The organism is Pseudonocardia sp. CA-142604 (assembly GCF_050948475.1).
Taxonomy (GTDB): Bacteria; Actinomycetota; Actinomycetes; order Mycobacteriales; family Pseudonocardiaceae; genus Pseudonocardia; species Pseudonocardia alaniniphila.
Genome location: NZ_CP192045.1, coordinates 8,259,060 through 8,276,034 on the forward strand (window position 1 = coordinate 8,259,060; position 16,975 = coordinate 8,276,034).

13 protein-coding genes are annotated in these 16,975 nt (G+C 71.5%); 10 read left to right on the top strand and 3 right to left on the bottom strand.

The genetic code is table 11. The features are described 5' to 3' along the window. The first annotated feature begins 34 nt into the window (after nucleotides 1-34). From ACQPZQ_RS37450 to ACQPZQ_RS37485, 8 genes are all read left to right on the top strand, one after another. Nucleotides 35-997 (top strand): helix-turn-helix transcriptional regulator, encoded by a 963-nt coding sequence (locus ACQPZQ_RS37450; RefSeq protein WP_433288943.1) that lies wholly within the window; start codon nucleotides 35-37, stop codon nucleotides 995-997. Between the two features lie 50 nt (nucleotides 998-1,047). Continuing rightward, nucleotides 1,048-2,958, top strand: coding sequence for a molybdopterin biosynthesis protein (locus ACQPZQ_RS37455; protein ID WP_433288945.1), 1,911 nt, complete (start codon nucleotides 1,048-1,050; stop codon nucleotides 2,956-2,958). A 147-nt stretch (nucleotides 2,959-3,105) separates the two neighbouring features. Continuing rightward, entirely contained in the window at nucleotides 3,106-4,986 is a 1,881-nt protein-coding gene (locus ACQPZQ_RS37460; protein ID WP_433288947.1) for a potassium transporter Kup, read from the top strand. A gap of 27 nt (nucleotides 4,987-5,013) precedes the next feature. After that, entirely contained in the window at nucleotides 5,014-5,751 is a 738-nt protein-coding gene (locus tag ACQPZQ_RS37465; protein ID WP_433288949.1) for a 2-phosphosulfolactate phosphatase, read from the top strand. A gap of 56 nt (nucleotides 5,752-5,807) precedes the next feature. Then, on the top strand, nucleotides 5,808-6,452 hold the full coding sequence (locus ACQPZQ_RS37470) for a TenA family protein (protein ID WP_433288951.1): 645 nt from the start codon (nucleotides 5,808-5,810) through the stop codon (nucleotides 6,450-6,452). Nucleotides 6,453-6,603: 151 nt separating this feature from the next. Beyond that, entirely contained in the window at nucleotides 6,604-9,180 is a 2,577-nt protein-coding gene (locus ACQPZQ_RS37475; RefSeq protein ID WP_433288953.1) for a glutamate--cysteine ligase, read from the top strand. A 105-nt stretch (nucleotides 9,181-9,285) separates the two neighbouring features. Further along, on the top strand, nucleotides 9,286-9,555 hold the full coding sequence (locus ACQPZQ_RS37480) for a type II toxin-antitoxin system Phd/YefM family antitoxin (protein ID WP_433288955.1): 270 nt from the start codon (nucleotides 9,286-9,288) through the stop codon (nucleotides 9,553-9,555). 9 nt (nucleotides 9,556-9,564) lie between these two features. Then, a complete protein-coding gene (locus tag ACQPZQ_RS37485; RefSeq protein ID WP_241041406.1) occupies nucleotides 9,565-9,828 on the top strand; it encodes a type II toxin-antitoxin system RelE family toxin in 264 nt (87 codons plus the stop codon). A gap of 77 nt (nucleotides 9,829-9,905) precedes the next feature. Here ACQPZQ_RS37485 and ACQPZQ_RS37490 read toward each other — a convergent pair whose 3' ends face one another. After that, nucleotides 9,906-10,454 (bottom strand): EF-hand domain-containing protein, encoded by a 549-nt coding sequence (locus ACQPZQ_RS37490; RefSeq protein ID WP_433288957.1) that lies wholly within the window; start codon nucleotides 10,452-10,454, stop codon nucleotides 9,906-9,908. Between the two features lie 232 nt (nucleotides 10,455-10,686). Continuing rightward, entirely contained in the window at nucleotides 10,687-11,493 is an 807-nt protein-coding gene (locus tag ACQPZQ_RS37495; RefSeq protein ID WP_433288959.1) for an LLM class flavin-dependent oxidoreductase, read from the bottom strand. A gap of 145 nt (nucleotides 11,494-11,638) precedes the next feature. Here ACQPZQ_RS37495 and ACQPZQ_RS37500 point away from each other — a divergent pair, with 145 nt between their 5' ends. Next, nucleotides 11,639-13,420, top strand: coding sequence for an N-acetylglutaminylglutamine amidotransferase (locus ACQPZQ_RS37500; RefSeq protein ID WP_433288961.1), 1,782 nt, complete (start codon nucleotides 11,639-11,641; stop codon nucleotides 13,418-13,420). 2 nt (nucleotides 13,421-13,422) lie between these two features. Continuing rightward, complete coding sequence (locus tag ACQPZQ_RS37505; RefSeq protein WP_433288963.1) at nucleotides 13,423-15,312, top strand: S9 family peptidase; 1,890 nt, start codon at nucleotides 13,423-13,425, stop codon at nucleotides 15,310-15,312. A 21-nt stretch (nucleotides 15,313-15,333) separates the two neighbouring features. Here ACQPZQ_RS37505 and ACQPZQ_RS37510 read toward each other — a convergent pair whose 3' ends face one another. Beyond that, entirely contained in the window at nucleotides 15,334-16,932 is a 1,599-nt protein-coding gene (locus ACQPZQ_RS37510; protein WP_433288965.1) for a protein kinase domain-containing protein, read from the bottom strand. Between the last annotated feature and the right edge of the window lie 43 nt (nucleotides 16,933-16,975).

Here is a 16,975-nt window from a genome sequence, read left to right on the forward strand (position 1 = left end):
GCGGACAGCATCGGTCCGCAAGCAAACTGCGACGGTGACGACCACCCGGGTCCTGCGGCTGCTCTCGCTCCTGCAGAGCAGGCGCGAGTGGGCAGGCGGGGAGCTGGCCGACCAGCTCGGGGTTACCGGCCGCACGGTGCGCCGCGACGTCGCGCGGTTGCGCGAGCTCGGCTATCCGATCGAGGCCACCACCGGCACGGCAGGTGGGTACCGCCTCGCGTCCGGCAGCAACCTCCCACCCCTGCTGCTGGACGACGACGAGGCCGTCGCAGTGGCGGTCGGCCTGCTCACGGCGGCGCGGGCCGGGGTCGCCGGCGTCGACGAGACCGCCCCGCGGGCGCTGGCCAAGCTCCAGCAGGTGCTGCCCGCCAGGCTGCGGCAGCGGATCGCGGCGGTCGGTGACGTCACCGTCCGGCTCCGGCCAGGCCGCGGGTCGCGCGTCGACCCCACCACGCTTGCCGTGCTCGCCGCCGCCTGCCGGGACCGCGAGCTGGTCACGTTCGACCACCGCAGGCGCGACGGCGTGAGCGGCGAGCGCCGGGTGGAGCCGTACCAGCTCCTCACCGGGTACGGGCTGTGGTACCTGCTGGCCTTCGACACCGGCCGCGGCGACTGGCGCACGTTCCGCGTGGACCGCATCGCACGCCCCACGCCGATCCGGCTGCGCTTCGCCCCACGGCCACTGCCCGCCGAGGACACCACCGCGTTCCTGGCCTCGGCAATCCGTGAGGCGCCTTACCGCTACACGGCGCTCGCCACCGTGCAGGCGCCCGCCGATGTCGTCACAGCGCGGCTGCCCGACCCGATGCCGGACCGCGTGCAGGCACTCGATCCACGAACCTGCACCGTGCTCCTGCGCGGCGACTCGCTCGACGTCCTCGTGCAGGATCTGGTCGCCCTCGGCGCCGACTTCACGCTCGACGGGCCGGCCGAGCTCCTCGACCACCTCCACATGCTCGGCAAGCGCTTGCAGGACACCGGCCCGGACCGGCCATAAGGAAACGTCCCGGTAGGCGCGTCACCCCACCGTCGTCGTACGGTCGACACGTGGTGGCCGACTCGCCGTTCGTGTCCGACGTCCCCGCTGCGGAGGCGCGCGAGGCCTGGCACCAAGGGTGTGTCGCGGCGGGCTGCCCGGCACGCGTCGACGTCGTACGGGTGCCCATCGGCGATGCCATCGGCCGGGTGACGGCCGAGCCGGTCCGGGCCCGCCGTTCCTCCCCCGCCTTCGACTCCGCAGCCATGGACGGCATCGCGGTCCACGCCGCCGACACCGTCGGGGCAGCGGAGACCACACCGGTGCGGCTCACCGATTTCGTCGTGGTCGACACGGGCGACCCCCTGCCCGAGGGCTACGACGCCGTCATCATGCGCGAGCACGTGCACCGCCTCTCCGACGGCACCGCCGAGGTGCGCGCGGCTACACCGCCCTACCAGCACGTTCGGTCGATCGGTGAGGACATCAGCGCCACCGAGCTGCTGCTCCCGGCCGGCCATCGGCTCCGTCCGGTCGACGTGGCCGCAGCGGCGGCAGCCGGCGCGGTGGATCTCGCCGTGCGGCGCGCCCCGGTCGTCATCATCGTCCCGACCGGCGACGAGATCCGCCCCGTCGGCACCGAGCCGTCCCCCGGCGAGATCCTCGACACCAACTCCCTCATGCTCGCGGGGCAGGCGCGCGACGTGGGCTGCGAGGCCCGCGTGATGCCGATCGTCCGCGACGACCCGGCGGTGATCACCGACGCGCTCCGCGCCGCGGCCGCGGAGGCGGACCTGGTGGTGCTCATCGCGGGCTCCAGCGCCGGACGCCACGACTTCACCGCACGGGTCGTTGCCGGGGCCGGCACGCTCGCCGTGCACGGCGTGGCCGTGCGGCCCGGGCACCCGGTGGTGCTCGGAGCGGTGGACGCCACCCCGGTGCTGGGCGCCCCCGGCTACCCGGTGTCGGCTTCGCTCACGTTCGACATCTTCGCCGCCCCGCTGCTCGCCGCCCTCCAGGGCGTCGCGCCCCGAGAGCGCCCCACCACCACGGCGCGGCTCGCCCGCAAACTCGGCTCCACCGCCGGGATGGACGACTGGGTGCGGGTGCGGCTCGGCCGGGTGGGCGGCGAGGTGGTGGCGACGCCGCTGCCCCGCGGTGCGGGGGTGCTCACCTCACTGGTGCGCGCCGACGGCCTCCTGGTGGTCCCGGCCGGGGTGGAGGGCCACCATGCAGGCGAGCACGTACGCGTCGAACTGCTGCGCGGTCTCGAGGAGATCGGGCGCACGATCATGGCGATCGGGTCGCACGACCTCGCGCTCGACATGGCCGCCTCCGCGTTGCGGACCGCCGACCCGCTCGTCACGCTCGCCACGTCGAACGCCGGGTCGCTCGGCGGGCTCCTCGCGCTGCGCGACGGTCTCTGCCACATCGCCGGATCGCACCTGCTGGACCCCGCCACCGGTGAGTACACGCTGCCCTACGTGGACAAGATCCTCGGCGGGGACAAGATCGCCGTCGTGCGGCTCGTGCACCGCGAGCAGGGGCTGATCGTGGCCCCCGGCAACCCGCTCGGACTCTCCGGGATCGACGACCTGGTGCGCAAGGACGTGCGCTACGTCAACCACCAGCCCGGCGGCGGCACGCGGGCGCTGCTCGACCACGAGCTCGCGCGGCGCGACCTCGATCCCGGCCAGGTGAGCGGCTACTCGCGGGAGGAGAACACACACCTCGCGGTGGCCGCGGCCGTGGCGGCGGGCCGCGCCGACACCGGGCTCGGGATCCGCGCCGCCGCACGGGCGTTCGAACTCGATTTCGTGCCCGTCGCCGAGGAGCCCTACGACCTGGTACTGCGCGAGTCCGGTCTGCACGACGAGTTGCTTGCTCCGCTGTGGGCCCTGTTGGAAAGCCCCGCTTTCCGCGCGGAGGTCGAAGCGCTCGGAGGCTACTCGTGCTCAGAGACGGGCCACCGGATCCGGTGACGGCTCGGTCACACCCTTTCGGCACTTCAACCAGGCACAATGGGGACACATGGACCCCGTGACGCGCCGCCTCGCCTGATGGCCTCGACGCCCGAGACGGCCCCTGGTCCGCCCGGGTCATCCGCCCCGGGCCCAGGGCCGTCCGCAGTGGAGAAGAGCAGCGCGGCCGCGTTGGCGCTGGGCGCGCTGGGAGTCGTCTTCGGCGACATCGGCACGAGCCCGCTCTACGCGCTGAAGCAGACTTTCACCGACACCCGTGGGCTCACCCCGGACCCCACTTCGGTCTACGGCGTGCTGTCACTCGTGTTCTGGACGATCACCATCATCGTCAGCATCAAGTACGTCAGCCTCGTCACCCGCGCCGACAACGACGGCGAGGGCGGGACGATGGCGCTGATCTCGCTCGTCGAGCGCGTGAAGGGGCTCTCCGCGCGGACGAAATGGTTCCTGATCGGACTGGGCGTCCTCGGAGCAGCGCTGTTCTTCGGCGACGGGATGATCACGCCTGCGATCTCCGTGCTCGGCGCGGTGGAGGGTCTGGAGGTGGCCAGTCCCGGGCTGGCGGAGTGGGTCGTCCCGATCGCGATCGTCTTGCTGTGCGGCCTGTTCTTCTTCCAGCGCTTCGGTACGGGCGTGGTCGGCAAGGCCTTCGGCCCGGTCATGCTGCTCTGGTTCCTGGTGATCGGCGTGCTCGGGCTCGCCCACGTCATCGCGCAGCCCGGAATCCTCAGAGCCCTGTCACCGTCCTACGCGGTCGAGTTCGCCGTCAACGCGCCACTGACGGCGTTCCTCTCCCTCGGGTCGGTCGTGCTGGCGATCACCGGCTCGGAGGCGCTCTACGCCGACATCGGGCACTTCGGCCGCCGCCCGATCCGCAACGCCTGGTTCGCGCTGGTGTTCCCCGCACTCACGCTGAACTACTTCGGCCAGGGGGCCATCGTGCTCGCCGACCCGGGAGCCGCGGACAACCCCTTCTTCCGGCTGGCGCCCTCGTGGGGTCAGTACCCGCTGCTGATTCTCGCGACGGCGGCCGCTGTGATCGCCTCCCAGTCCGTCGTCACAGGCACGTTCTCCATGGCACGTCAAGCAGTGCAGCTCGGCTACCTGCCGTTCCTCACGATCCGGCACACGTCCGAGAAGGAGGCCGGCCAGGTCTACGTGCCGTTCGTGAACTGGGTGCTGTTCGTCGCCGTGATCGGCCTGGTGGTCGGCTTCGGGTCCTCCACCGCACTGGCCTCGGCCTACGGCATCGCCGTCACCGGCACGCTCACCATCACCACCGTCCTGTTCTTCGTGATCGCCCGGCACCGCTGGGGCACGCCGATGTGGCTCGTCGTCCTCGGGGCCGGGAGCCTGCTCCTCATCGAGCTGGCGTTCCTGTCCGCCAACATGACCAAGGTGTTGTCGGGCGGCTGGTTCCCGCTCGTCGTCGGGGTGGCGGTCGCCATCGTCCTGATGACCTGGCACCGCGGGCGCCAGATCGTCACGCGCAAGCGCACCGAGCAGGAGGGCCCGCTCGAGGACTTCGTCAAGGCGCTCTCGACCTCGGACAACCCGCCGATCCGCGTCCCGGGCAACGCGGTGTTCCTGAACGCCAACGCCGGCACCACGCCGCTCGCACTGCGCCACAACGTCCGCTACAACCACGTCCTCCACGAGCACGTACTGGTCCTCAACGTGCAGAACCTGGGAATTCCGCACGTGCCCAGATCCCAGCGCCTGGAGATCGACGACGCCTGCGTTCCCGACGACGGGATCTTCCACCTCACCGTGCGGTTCGGCTTCCAGGACAAGCCCTACGTCCCGGCGGCGCTGCGGCTCGCCCGCCAGAAGGGCCTCGACATCAACATGAAGGACGCCACCTACTTCCTCAGCCGCGTCACGATCGTGCACACGAAGGAGCCGGGCATGGCGACCTGGCGCAAGAAGCTCTTCTGCCTGATCAGCCGCAACGCGGTGAGCCCCGCCGCGTACTTCGGTCTCCCGACGCACCAGGTGGTCTCCCTGGGATCGGCGATCGACATCTGAGACGCCCTCGGCACGTACGGTGATCGCGTGCCGATCGACGCCCGCCCCGAACACCGGCAACGCGCGTACCGGGTGCGACTGGAATGGGGGCGCGAAGGCGCCGAACTGCTGGCAGCCGAGTGCGCCGCGGTGATCGTCGTCGACGTGCTGTCGTTCTGCACAGCCGTCGACGTCGCCGTCGGCCGGGGCGCCGCGATCCTGCCGCAGCGCTGGTCCGGCGGCGACCCGGCGACAGAAGCCCGAGCCCTCGGCGTGCAGCCCGCGGGTCCCCGTCACGGCAGCGGCCCGTCGCTGCGACCGTCGTCGCTGGTCGACCTCACGCCCGGTACCCGGCTCGGGCTCCCCTCGCCCAACGGCGCCACGTTGTGCGCCACGGTCGCGGCCACCGGCGCCGCGCTCTTCGCCGGCTGCCTGCGCAACGCCTCGGCCACGGCAGCCGCAGCGCTCGCGGTGGACGGACCGATCGGACTCGTCCCTGCCGGGGAGCGCTGGCCCGGTGGCACCTTGCGGGTGGCCGTGGAGGACGTGCTCGGTGCCGGGGCGATCGCGGCGGCGCTGCCCGCGGCCGACCTCTCCCCCGAGGCCGAGCTCGCCGTGGCGCAGTTCGTCGCGGCCCGGGACAAGGGACTCGCCGCCGTGCTGGCGGCCACCGCGTCCGGCCGCGAGCTCGTGGCCGACGGCTACGCAGCGGACGTCACGCTGGCAGCGGCGCTGGACACGAGCGTCATCGCGCCCCGGCTCCAGGGCGGCCTGCTGCGGGCGTAGCCGACCTCTGGTGCCGCGGAAGGCGACCTCGTTTCCTCGGCACTAGGGTCGGGAAGGTGACCTTCAGTGCTGAGCTGCGTGAGCTGACCGGCCCCACCTGGGACGCGGCGGTCGGACACCGGTTCGTGGACGAGCTCTGGCGCGGGCAGCTGGACCCCGCTGTGCTCACCACCTACCTGGTGCAGGACCACCAGTTCTTCGACTCCTTCCTGGCGCTGATGGGGGCCGCGGTGGCCGCCGCCGACCGGCTCGAACCCCGGGTCGTGCACGCCCGCCAGCTCGGGCTGGTCGCCGGACCGGAGAACGACTTCTTCGCGCGGGCGCTCGACGCCCTGGACGTCCCGCTTCCCGAACGCACCGACCCGGCTCTCCTGGCCCCCACGGCCGGCTTCGTCGAGCTGATGGACACGGCACGGCGCAGCGCCGACTACGCCTCCTGCCTCGCGGTGCTGCTCGTGGCGGAGTGGCTCTACCTGGACTGGGCCACGCGACCTGACGCCACCGCCCCCGACGAACCGCTGCAACGGGAGTGGATCGAGCTGCACAGGGGCTCTGCCTTCGAGACGTGGGTGACGTTCCTGCGCACCGAGTTCGACCGCGTCGTCGTCGGCCTCGAACCTGGCGACCTGGAGCGGGTGCGCGACATGTTCGTCCGTTCGGTCGATCTCGAACTCGCGTTCTTCGACGCCGCTTATACCTGACGTCCGCTATCTGATGACGCCGTTCGGAGCAATCCACACGGCGTGATGTGTTTCCCACGCACCCGAGTGGGCACAGTGCTGGGGTGCGGAACAGCCTCGGAGTAGCACGACGGCATCACGGCTGTAACACGAGTCTCCTAGCGTCGGCGTCATGAGCGACCTCCCCCTGCTGGGCGTCGAGGAGGAGTTCCACGTCGTCGACCTGGAGAGCAGGCGCTCCGCGCCCGAGGTCGACTCGCTGCTCGCGCAGCTCGACGGAGCCGAGTTCGCACCCGAACTGCAGCGGTCCCTCGTCGAGACGAACACGCCGGTGTGCGGCACGCTCGACGAGCTGCGCGGGCACCTGCGACGGCTGCGCGCAACGTTGGAGGGCGTGGCCGAGCCGCTCGGTCTCGGCGTGGTCGCGGCAGGCACCGTGCCGCTCGCCGAACTTCACGGCGACGCCATCTCGGCGGGGGCGCGCTACGAGAAGATGCAGCACGAGTACCAGATGCTGGTGCGCGAGCAACACATCTGCGGCGCTCAGGTGCACGTGGACGTGCCCGATCGCGACGAGGCCGTCCAGGTCGTGCGCCGCGTCGCCCCCTATCTGCCGGTGCTGCTCGCCCTCTCGGCCAGCTCGCCGTACTGGCGGGGCCACGACTCCGGCTACGCCAGCTACCGGTCGATGGTGTGGTCGCGCTGGCCCACCGCCGGCCCGCCCGCGACCGTGCGCACCGCGGCCGAGTACGACGCCATGGTCGCCGATCTCATCGCGTCGGGCACGATCAGCGACCCCGGGATGGTCTACTTCGACATCCGGCCGAGCGCCCATCTGCCCACGGTGGAGCTGCGGGTCTGCGACGCCTGCCCCGAGGTGGACGACGTGGTGCTCATCGCGGGCCTCTTCCGTGCGCTGGTCGGCAAGGCCCGGGAAGACCTTGCGGCCGAGGTGCCGCTGTCCGAGTCCCGGCACGAGCTGCTGCGAGCCGCCACCTGGCGGGCTGCGCGTTCGGGCCTGGAGGGCGATCTCGTCGACCTCTGTGGTCCCTCGCTGGTGTCGCCGCCGCTGCTCGTCGGCCAGCTCGTCGACCAGCTCCGGCCACAGCTGGAGGAGCTCGGCGACTGGGAGCAGGTGCTCGAGCTGTCGCAGGCCACGCTGGCCCGCGGCAGCGGCGCGGCCGTGCAGCGGCGGGCATACGGCCGCCGCGGGGAGCTCAGCGACGTCGTCGACGTCCTGCTGGCGCACACCCAGGGCCGCACGCTGGTCACCGAGCCACCCGCCACCGTCCCGCACACGCCGGACCTGCTCGTCGGCTACCACACCGACGGCTCAGAGCAGCGGGCGTTCGACGAGGCCGTGAGCGCGGGCGGCACGGTACTGCCCCACTACGGCTGGATGTTCCGGGCGCTCGATCGGCTCGGCCCGCGCGGTCTCACGGCCGCCGAGTCGGCGTTGCGCACCGAGCAGCGCGCCCGCGGCGTCACGTTCCGGGTGGGCGACGGCGAACCGGACCGGCTCTTCCCGCTCGACCTCATCCCCCGCATCGTCACCGCGGAGGACTGGGCCGGGCTCACCGCCGGGCTCACCCAGCGCATCCGCGCACTCGAGCAGTTCGTCCGCGACGTCTACGGCAAGCAGAAGATCGTCTCCGACGGCGTGATCCCGGCCCAGATCGTGCACGACGCACCGGGCCGCAGCCGGCTCGGCAAGCTGTTCCCGGCCGATGCCGTGCGCATCGCGGTCGCCGGCATCGATCTCGTCCGGGACCGGGCCGACCACTGGCTCGTGCTGGAGGACAACCTGCGCGTCCCGTCGGGCATCGGCTACTCGATCACGAGCAGGCGGCTGGTCCGCAGTGTGATGCCCGACCTGGAGCCGCCCGCAGGCGTCGTCGGGCTGGATCCGGTGCCAGGGCAGCTGCGTTCGGCGCTGCTCTCGGCAACCGAACCCGACGACCCCGCACTGGGGGAGGTCGCCCTGCTCTCTGCCGGCCACGAGGACTCGGCGTTCTTCGAGCACCAGTTGCTCGCCGACCGGATGGACATCCCGCTGGTCACGCCGCGCGACCTGCAGGTCACCGAGGACGGCGTCTTCCTCGTGGGCTCCGGCGCACGGCGGCGGCTCTCGGCGCTCTACCGGCGCCTCGACGAGCGCGCCCTGCTCGACGCGAAGGGCGCGGATCTCCGCCCGATCGGCCGGGCCCTCTGCAACGCGGTGGCCCGCGGCGACGTCGCGCTGCTCAACGCGATGGGCAACGGCGTGGCCGACGACAAGCTCATCTACGCCTACGTGCCCGAGATGATCTCCTACTACCTGGGCGAGGACGTCCTGCTGGACAACGTCCCGACCTACCCGTGCGTCGACCCCGACCGGCGGGCCGAGGTGCTCGACCGGCTCCACGAGCTCGTGCTCAAGCCGGTGGACGGGTACGGCGGGCAGGGCATCGTGATCGGGCCGCACGCCGACCGTGCGGAGCTGGCCGAGGCAGCCGCCGCGGTGCGCAGCAACCCGGCCGGATGGGTGGCACAGGATCTGGTGATGCTCTCCACCCACCCGACGTTCGCGAACGGCAGGCTCGAACCGCGAGCGGTGGACCTGCGGACGTTCGTCCTGCAGTCCCGGCTCGGCGACCGCACGAACGTCGAGGTGCTACCGGCGGCGCTCAGCCGCGTCGCCCCGTTCGGGAGCATGATCGTCAACTCCTCGCGCGGCGGTGGGGCGAAGGACACCTGGGTGCTGCGCTGATCTCGTGCCGACGCGACTGGCGCTGCTCGCGGACTCGCCCACCCGGCGCGCTTGTACATTTCCGGGATGGTTGTACAGCTGAGTCGGCAGGCGTACGTTCATGAGGTGACCGAGGACGGGATCAGCATCTCGGACGCCCGCGAGCAGCTCGCCGCTGTGGTTGACCAGGCGCGCTCCGAGCACCGACCGGTCTACCTCTCGCGGCGGGGCCATCGGATCGCCGCCGTCATCGATGCCGACGATCTCGATCGGATCCTCGAGCTGGCGGAGGACATGGCGGACATCCGGGCGGCCGAGGCTGCCAGGGCGGAGCTGGCAGCCGCTGAGGCGGCTCCGATTCCGTGGGAAGAGGTCAAGGCGGATCTGGGCCTCTGAGCCACCAACGTGACCTACCGCATCACAGTCGTCCCGAGCGCGGCACGTCAGCTGCGCAAGCTCGATGCCCCCGGCCGACGTCGTATCCAGGCGGCACTGGAGCTGCTCGCCACCGAACCACGCCCGCCGGCAGCCACGCAGTTGGTCGGCGGGGCAGGAGAGTGGCGCGTGCGCACGGGTGATTTCCGGATCATCTACGAGATCCACGACGGCGAGCTCGTGATTCTGGTTCTCGCCGTAGGCCACCGTCGCGACGTCTACCGGAAGCGCTGACCGCCGGCGACGGCTCCCCCGTTGAGATTTCTGCGGTGGCCGAGCCGCTTTCCAGGCCACCGCCGGAGCGAAGTCGATCAGCCGCCGACGCGCAGGTTGCCGGCGCCGTTGAGGTCGCTGGAGTTGAAATACCTGTGCGCGGCCCGGAGGAACTCCTGCCGGGAGATCGTGCCGTCGTCATCGGTGTCCACCCGGCCGAACGCCTTGCTCGACTCCGGGGAGTCGGCCTTCCAGACGTCCCGCAGCAGGCGGTCGAACTCTTCCTTGTTGATCTCGTTGTCGCCGTCGGTGTCGACGACGTCGAAGATGGCGTGTCCGAAGCCCTCGACCACATTCAGGCGGCTGGTGTCGACGATGGTGAGGCGAGTGGCGGCGACGAAGACGTTCTTCAGCAGCCGGTCCTCCCCTGCGCCCGCGTGCCGCAACAGTTCCAGCCACCACATCTCGTGGATCGACTGCAGCGCCCTGGCCCTGCGATCACCCCTGTCGAGCTGAAACGCACCGAGGTAGCGGTCGACGAGGTTCTGGTAGTCCGACCAGTCCACATACCCGTCGTGGTTGCTGTCGAGGCCGTCGAATGTCCGTTCGATCCTCTGGTGGACCGAGTCCGCTGCTGCAGTGGTCACTGTCCAGCCTCCGGAACGGTAGCGAGTGAATACGCGGGCAACCTTGGCCCGCCCCAGGGCAAGCGCCCGCCGGATTCACCCTTCAGCGGCACACGCCCCACCCGCATGGCCGAGCTGATCCGATATCCACATTTCGTGCGCGCGCAGGATCGCCGGAAACATCGAGCGGATCTCGATCGAGAATTCGACGATGCCCGGAAGAAAAGTGTTTCGGAAGCGTCGGCCCGTCATCTCACACGGGACCGCCGACGAGTCGGCCACAGGCCTCCAGCAGCGGCTCCGGGTCGGGCGCCTCGCCGGTCGCCTGGAACACCACGGTGTCGGCGCCGGCGGCCGAGAACTCCCGCGCGTGTTCCTCGACCTGCTCCGCCAACCCACCGGACGTGGCGTCCAACTCCAGGTACACGACGATGCGGAATTCTCCGGTCCGGCCTGCCGCCGCCCGGCCCTCCTCCGCCCGGGCACGCGCCTCACGGACCTGCCCCACGGTGAGCCCGGAGTCGAGCAGGACGCCGTCGGCGATCTCCCCCGCCAGCCGCACGGTCTTCGGGCCCCTGGCCCCGATGAGGATCGGCGGCACCTCGCGGGGCGGCCAGTCGAGCGCGACACCGTCCAGATGGACGAAACGGCCGTCGACGTCCACCGTGCGGCCGTGCAGGAGATCGCGAACGGCGGTGGCGTGCTCACGCAACAACGTCATCGGCGACGGGACCCGGGCTCCGACCTGCGCCATCCACTCCAGCACGCCGTGCCCGAGGCCGGGTAGGAACCGGCCAGGGAACATCCGGGCGAGTGTGGCGATCTCCATCGCGGCCACGGCGGGGTTGCGCAACGGCACCGGCAGCAGGCCCACTCCGACCTTCAGCCGCTCGGTCCAGGCGAGCGCCGCGGTCGCCGCGGTGAGACCGCCCTCCAGGAAGCAGTCCTCCCAGAGCCACAGTTCGCCGACCCCGTAGGCCTCGGCGGCGAGCGCCACATCACGAAGCCGTTCTGGAGGGGATTGCGGCCGGAACACCACGCCGAGGTGTATGTCGTTCATGTACGCAAGTCCACCACGGCTCGGCTCGACGAGATTCTGGTCACACACTCGAAACAAGGTGCGGGTTGCGCACGCGGGGTACCGCATCGTCCACTCAACCTCGACGACCGGGATGACCCGGGCGCCCGACCAGCGGAGGACACGTATGTGCGGCATCGCCGGTGAGATCCGGTTCGACGGCAGCGCTCCGGACGTGGAGGCTGTCGCCCGGATCACCGCCGAGATGCACCGTCGCGGCCCCGACGGATCGGGCGTCTACTCCGTCGGCGCGATCGCGCTCGGACACCGCCGACTCAAGATCATCGACCTCTCCGAGCGCGGCGCCCAGCCCATGGTCGACCCGGAGCTCGGCCTGTCCGCGGTCTTCAACGGGCTCATCTACAACTATCGCGAACTGCGCGCGGAGCTCGAGGCCGCCGGCTACCACTTCTTCTCCACGTCCGACACCGAGGTGCTGCTCAAGGCCTTCAAGCACTGGGGTCCCGCCTGCGTCGAGCGCTTCCTCGGCATGTTCGCCTTCGCGGTGGCCGACCGCGACACCGGAGTTCTGACGCTCGGCCGCGACCGCCTCGGGATCAAGCCGCTCTACCTCGCCGAGGGCCAGGGCAGGCTGCTGTTCGCGTCCTCGCTTCCCGCCCTGCTCAAGGCCGGCGGCATCGACACCTCGATCGACCCGATCGCGCTGCACCACTACATGACCTTCCATTCGGTGGTGCCCGCGCCGCGCACGATCCTGAGCGGCGTGCGCAAGCTCCCGCCCGCCACCGTGCGGACGATCCAGCCGGATGGCACGAGCAGCGACCACCTCTACTGGCAGCCCTCACACATCCGGCGCCCCGAGTACGCCGGGATGAGCGCCCGCGACTGGCGCGACGCCGTGCTCGAGTCGCTGAGGATCGCGGTGCGCAGGCGAATGGTCGCCGACGTCCCCGTCGGCGTGCTGCTGTCCGGCGGGCTGGACTCCTCGCTGGTCGTCGCCCTGCTGGCCGCCGAGGGACAGACCGGCCTCCAGACGTTCAGCGTCGGGTTCCACGCCGCGGCGGGCGAGTCCGGCGACGAGTTCGAGTACTCCGACCTCGTGGCCGAGCACTTCGCCACCGAACATCAGCAGATCCTCGTCGACCCCGCACGGATGCTGCCCGCCGTCGACGACGCCATCGTCGCGATGTCCGAGCCCATGGTCAGCCACGACTGCGTCGCCTTCTACCTCCTCGCGCAGGAGGTGTCGAAGTCGGTGCGGGTGGTGCAGTCCGGGCAGGGCGCCGACGAGGTGTTCGCCGGGTACAGCTGGTACCCGCCGCTGGCCGGCGTGCCCCGCTCGCAGGGCGTGGAGGCCTACGCGAAGCAGTTCACCGACCGTCCCCACGCCGAGCTCGCCCACATCCTCGAACCGGAGTGGGTGCTCGACCACGACCCGAGCCGGGCCTTCATCGCCGAGCACTTCGGCGCCCCGGGCGCCGACGAGACGCTCGATGCGGCGCTGCGGCTGGACTCGACCATCATGCTGGTCGACGACCCCGTCAAGCGCGTGGACAACATGACGATGGCGTGGGGCCTGGAGGCCCGCGTCCCGTTCCTGGACCACGAGCTGGTGGAGCTCGCCGCCGCCTGCCCGCCGGAGCTCAAGCTCGCCCACGGCGGGAAGGGTGTGTTGAAGGACGCAGCCCGCGGCGTGGTCCCCGACTCGATCATCGATCGGCCCAAGGGGTACTTTCCGGTTCCGGCGATCCGGCACCTCGAAGGCCCATTCCTCGACCGGGTACGTGACGCCGTCACCGATCCCGTGGCGAAGGCCCGTGGGCTGGTACGCCGGGACTGGCTGGACACCATGCTGGCCGACCCCAACACTGCACGAACAAACCTCGGTTCCAATGCGTTGTGGCAGGTTGCGCTGCTCGAGATGTGGTTTCAGGAGAGGGGGTTGTAGGGATGGATCACCTAGGGGTGTCGGACTTCACCGAGCGGAGGCTCGCTCGTCTGACCGGCGGTGCCGACGCGCATCCGGCCGGCACCACCTACGGCGAACTGTTCCCCACGGCCTACTCGAATCCGGTGCCCTCCCCCGACGGCACCCTGGTGGCCTGGGTCTCCGACCGCGACGGCCGCCCGCGAGCGTGGGTGGGCGTGTTGCCCCCCGACGGCGGCCCCATCGTCGAACCCGATGCCCCACTGCCCGTCGAGGGTGATGTTCAGGCCCTCACCTGGTCGCCCGACGGCACCTGGCTGGCCTTCCAGACCGCGCTGCACGGCGGCGAGCGCACGCGCGTCCAGGTGCTCACCCCCGACGGCAGTGAGTCGCGTCAGCTCGCTCCCGGGGCGGCCGCCGTGACGCTCGGGGTGTGGTCCCACAACGGCCGCCAGCTCGGCGTCACCGTCTTCCCGGAAGGGGCGGGCGACGGCCAGGCCTGTCTGGTCGACCTGCGCGACGGCACGTCCACGGTGCTCGCCGCCGGCCCCGCCGCCCGGGTCTGCGCCGTGAGCGGCGACGGCAGGCGCGCAGTGGTGCGGCTCGGTCGCCGCGGCGAACGGCGGCTGGAGCTGGTGGACCTGCACAGCGGGCAGCGCACCGAACTGCTGCCCGGCGGTGCCACGATCGCCGACGCCAGGTTCGGCGTCACCGGCCGCCAGCTCTACGTCCATACCGATGCGGGCCGCGAGCGCCCTGCGCTGCTCGTGGTCACCCTGCTGGGTAGCACCGAGCTGTCCACCGCGTACCCGGTCGCCGAGCGTCCCGACGACGACCTCGACCTCGTGGCGCTCGACCCTGCGGGCGCGCGCGCCGCGCTCGTCTGGAACGTCGACGGGCGCAGCGAGATCGAGCTGCTCGACCTGCGCTCCGGGATGCTCGAGCCCGTGGTCCCCGTGCCGGGCGACGTGGTCACCGGGCTGGCCTTCAGCCTCGACGGGCGCGCACTGCTCGCCGCCAATGAGGGGCCGGCCACTCCGCCGCAGCTCGCCCGGATCGGGCTCGAGACCTACGGGGATGCCACCCCGCTCCTGCCTGCCGAGCCGGGCGACGGCGAGTCGCTCGTCTCCCCGACGCTCCACGAGTTCCGCGCCGAGGACGGCCTGCTGCTGTCCGGATGGCTGTTCCGGCCCTCCGGCGTGCTCGGGTCACTGCCCACGCTCATCTGGCTCCACGGCGGCCCTGAGGCGCAGGAACGGCCCACCTTCCAGCCGCTGTTCCAGGCCCTGCTCGCCGAAGGCGTCGCGGTCTTCGCACCCAACGTCCGCGGCTCGGGCGGCTACGGACGCAGCTTCGCCTGCGCCGACGACCACGAGCGCCGATTCGTCGCGATCACCGACGTGCGTGCAGCCGTCGACTTCCTCGTGTCGGCGCGGCTCGCCGATCCCGGCCGGGTCGGTGTGTCGGGCCGCTCCTACGGCGGCTACCTCGCACTCGCCGCGCTGGCCTGGTTCCCGGAGCTTTTCGCGGTGGGCGTCGACGTCTGCGGCATCTCCGACTTCGCCACCTTCTACGCCTCCACGGAGCCCTGGATCGCCGAAGCGGCCACCACCAAGTACGGCGACCCACGCTCGGACGCCGCGCTGCTGCGGGAGCTCTCACCGATCCACCGCGTCGACCGCATCACCGCGCCGCTGCTGGTGGTGCACGGTGCGCACGACACCAACGTGCCGCTCGTGGAGGCCCAGCAGGTGGTGGACGCCCTCCGGGAGCGCGGGGCGTCACCGGGCTTCCTGCTCTTCCACGACGAGGGCCACGAGGTGCACGGCATCGACAACAAGAAGGTGTTCGTCCGCGAGGTGGTGCGGTGGGTCACCGCGAACCTCAGTGACGTGGGCGTTCAGACGGCCTGACCAGGCCGCCCGCGGCCGGCATTACAGCTTGCTGAAGGACTGGATGATCGTGGCACCGTCGTCGTCCGTCCCGACGACGAAGCGGTACGGCTCGTGGGTGGTGGTGCCGTTCTTCTCGACGAACACGATGGTGGCCTGCACCGTGTTGTCGCCGGTCTGGCGGGGGTTCTGCACACTCACCGACTGCATCCGCCCGTAGAAGCCGTCGTACCCGCTCCGCCCACCGGACGCACTCTGCGCCGCAGGGCTCAGCAGCGCGAATGCGGCGTCGGTGTTGCCCGGGAGCAGCGCGTAGTAGTTCTGGACGAAGGCGACCGGGTCGCTGGGCGTGGCTCCTCCGTCAGGCGCAGGGGTAGGCGTCGTGGTCGGTGGCGGCGCCTGGGTGGTGGTGGGCGCCGGCTCGGTGGTACGCGGCGCCGTGGTGGCAGCCGGAGCGGGGGCCGGCGGCGCGGCCGCGCTGGTGCTGGGGGAAGGCGGAGCGGCCTGCTGGTTCCCAGGATCGGCGGGGCCGTTCCCTGACGTCAGTATCGCCGCCGCGACACCGCCGCCGACCACCAGCAGCGCCACGATCGCGATCAGGCCGGCTCGCCAGCGGCGAGGACGACCGGGAGCGGGCTCGGACGCAGGCCGAGACGTCTGCGGCGAGGTGGGAGGGGGCGGTGGCGCGATCGCCGGCGCCGCGGCGGTGGGTGCGGCCTCCATGGCAAGGGTGTTGCCGGTGCCACCGGCGGCAGCCGCTGCCAACGCCGGCACTGCAGGCCCGCCGTCGCGGCCCTCTGCCACGGCGGCCAGCACGTCGCGGGCCTGCATCGCCGACGGCCGCTCGCCGGGCTCCTTGCTCAGCAACCACATGATCACGGCTGTGAGCTGGCCGGACTTCTTCGGCGGCCGCACCTCGCCCATGGCGACCTTGTGCAGCAACGCGTACGCGTTGTCGTCGAGCCCGAACGGCGGGGTGCCCTCCGCCGCCGCGTAGAGCGTGGCCCCCAGCGCGAACACGTCGGACGCCGCGGTGGGATCTCCACCCCTGGCCACCTCGGGCGAGAGGAACGCGGGGGTCCCTGCGATCAGGCCGGTGCGGGTGAGCTGCACGTCGTCGACCGCGCGGGAGACACCGAAGTCGGTGAGCTTGACCCGCCCGTCCTCGCCGAGGAGGACGTTGCCCGGCTTGACGTCGCGGTGCACCACACCGGCCAGGTGCGCAGCTGCCAGTCCGTCGGCCACCTGGCGGCCCACGTCGGCGACCTGCCGCGGCTCCAGCGCGCCCTTCTCTGCCAGCACCTGGGCCAGTGACTTCGACGGGAGGTACTCCATCACCAGCCAGGGCCGGTCCTCGTGCACCACGACGTCGAACATGCTGATCACGTGCGGATGTTGCAGGCGGGCCCCGATCCGGCCCTCCCGCAAGATCCGCTGGCGCGACTCCTCCAGCGCATCGTTGCCGGCGGGGGTGTCCGGGGCAGCCGCTGCGAGCAGCTCTTTCACCGCGACCGTGCGATTGAGCAGCTCGTCGGTGCTGCGCCACACAGCACCCATGGCGCCGGCCCCGATCCGCTCGTCAAGGCGGTACCGGTTGCCGACGCGGATAGGGGTCTCCTCGGACTGCGAGCGCTCGCTCATCGCCCGTCAGGGTAGCGATGACCATTCACCCGGCGGCGACGGC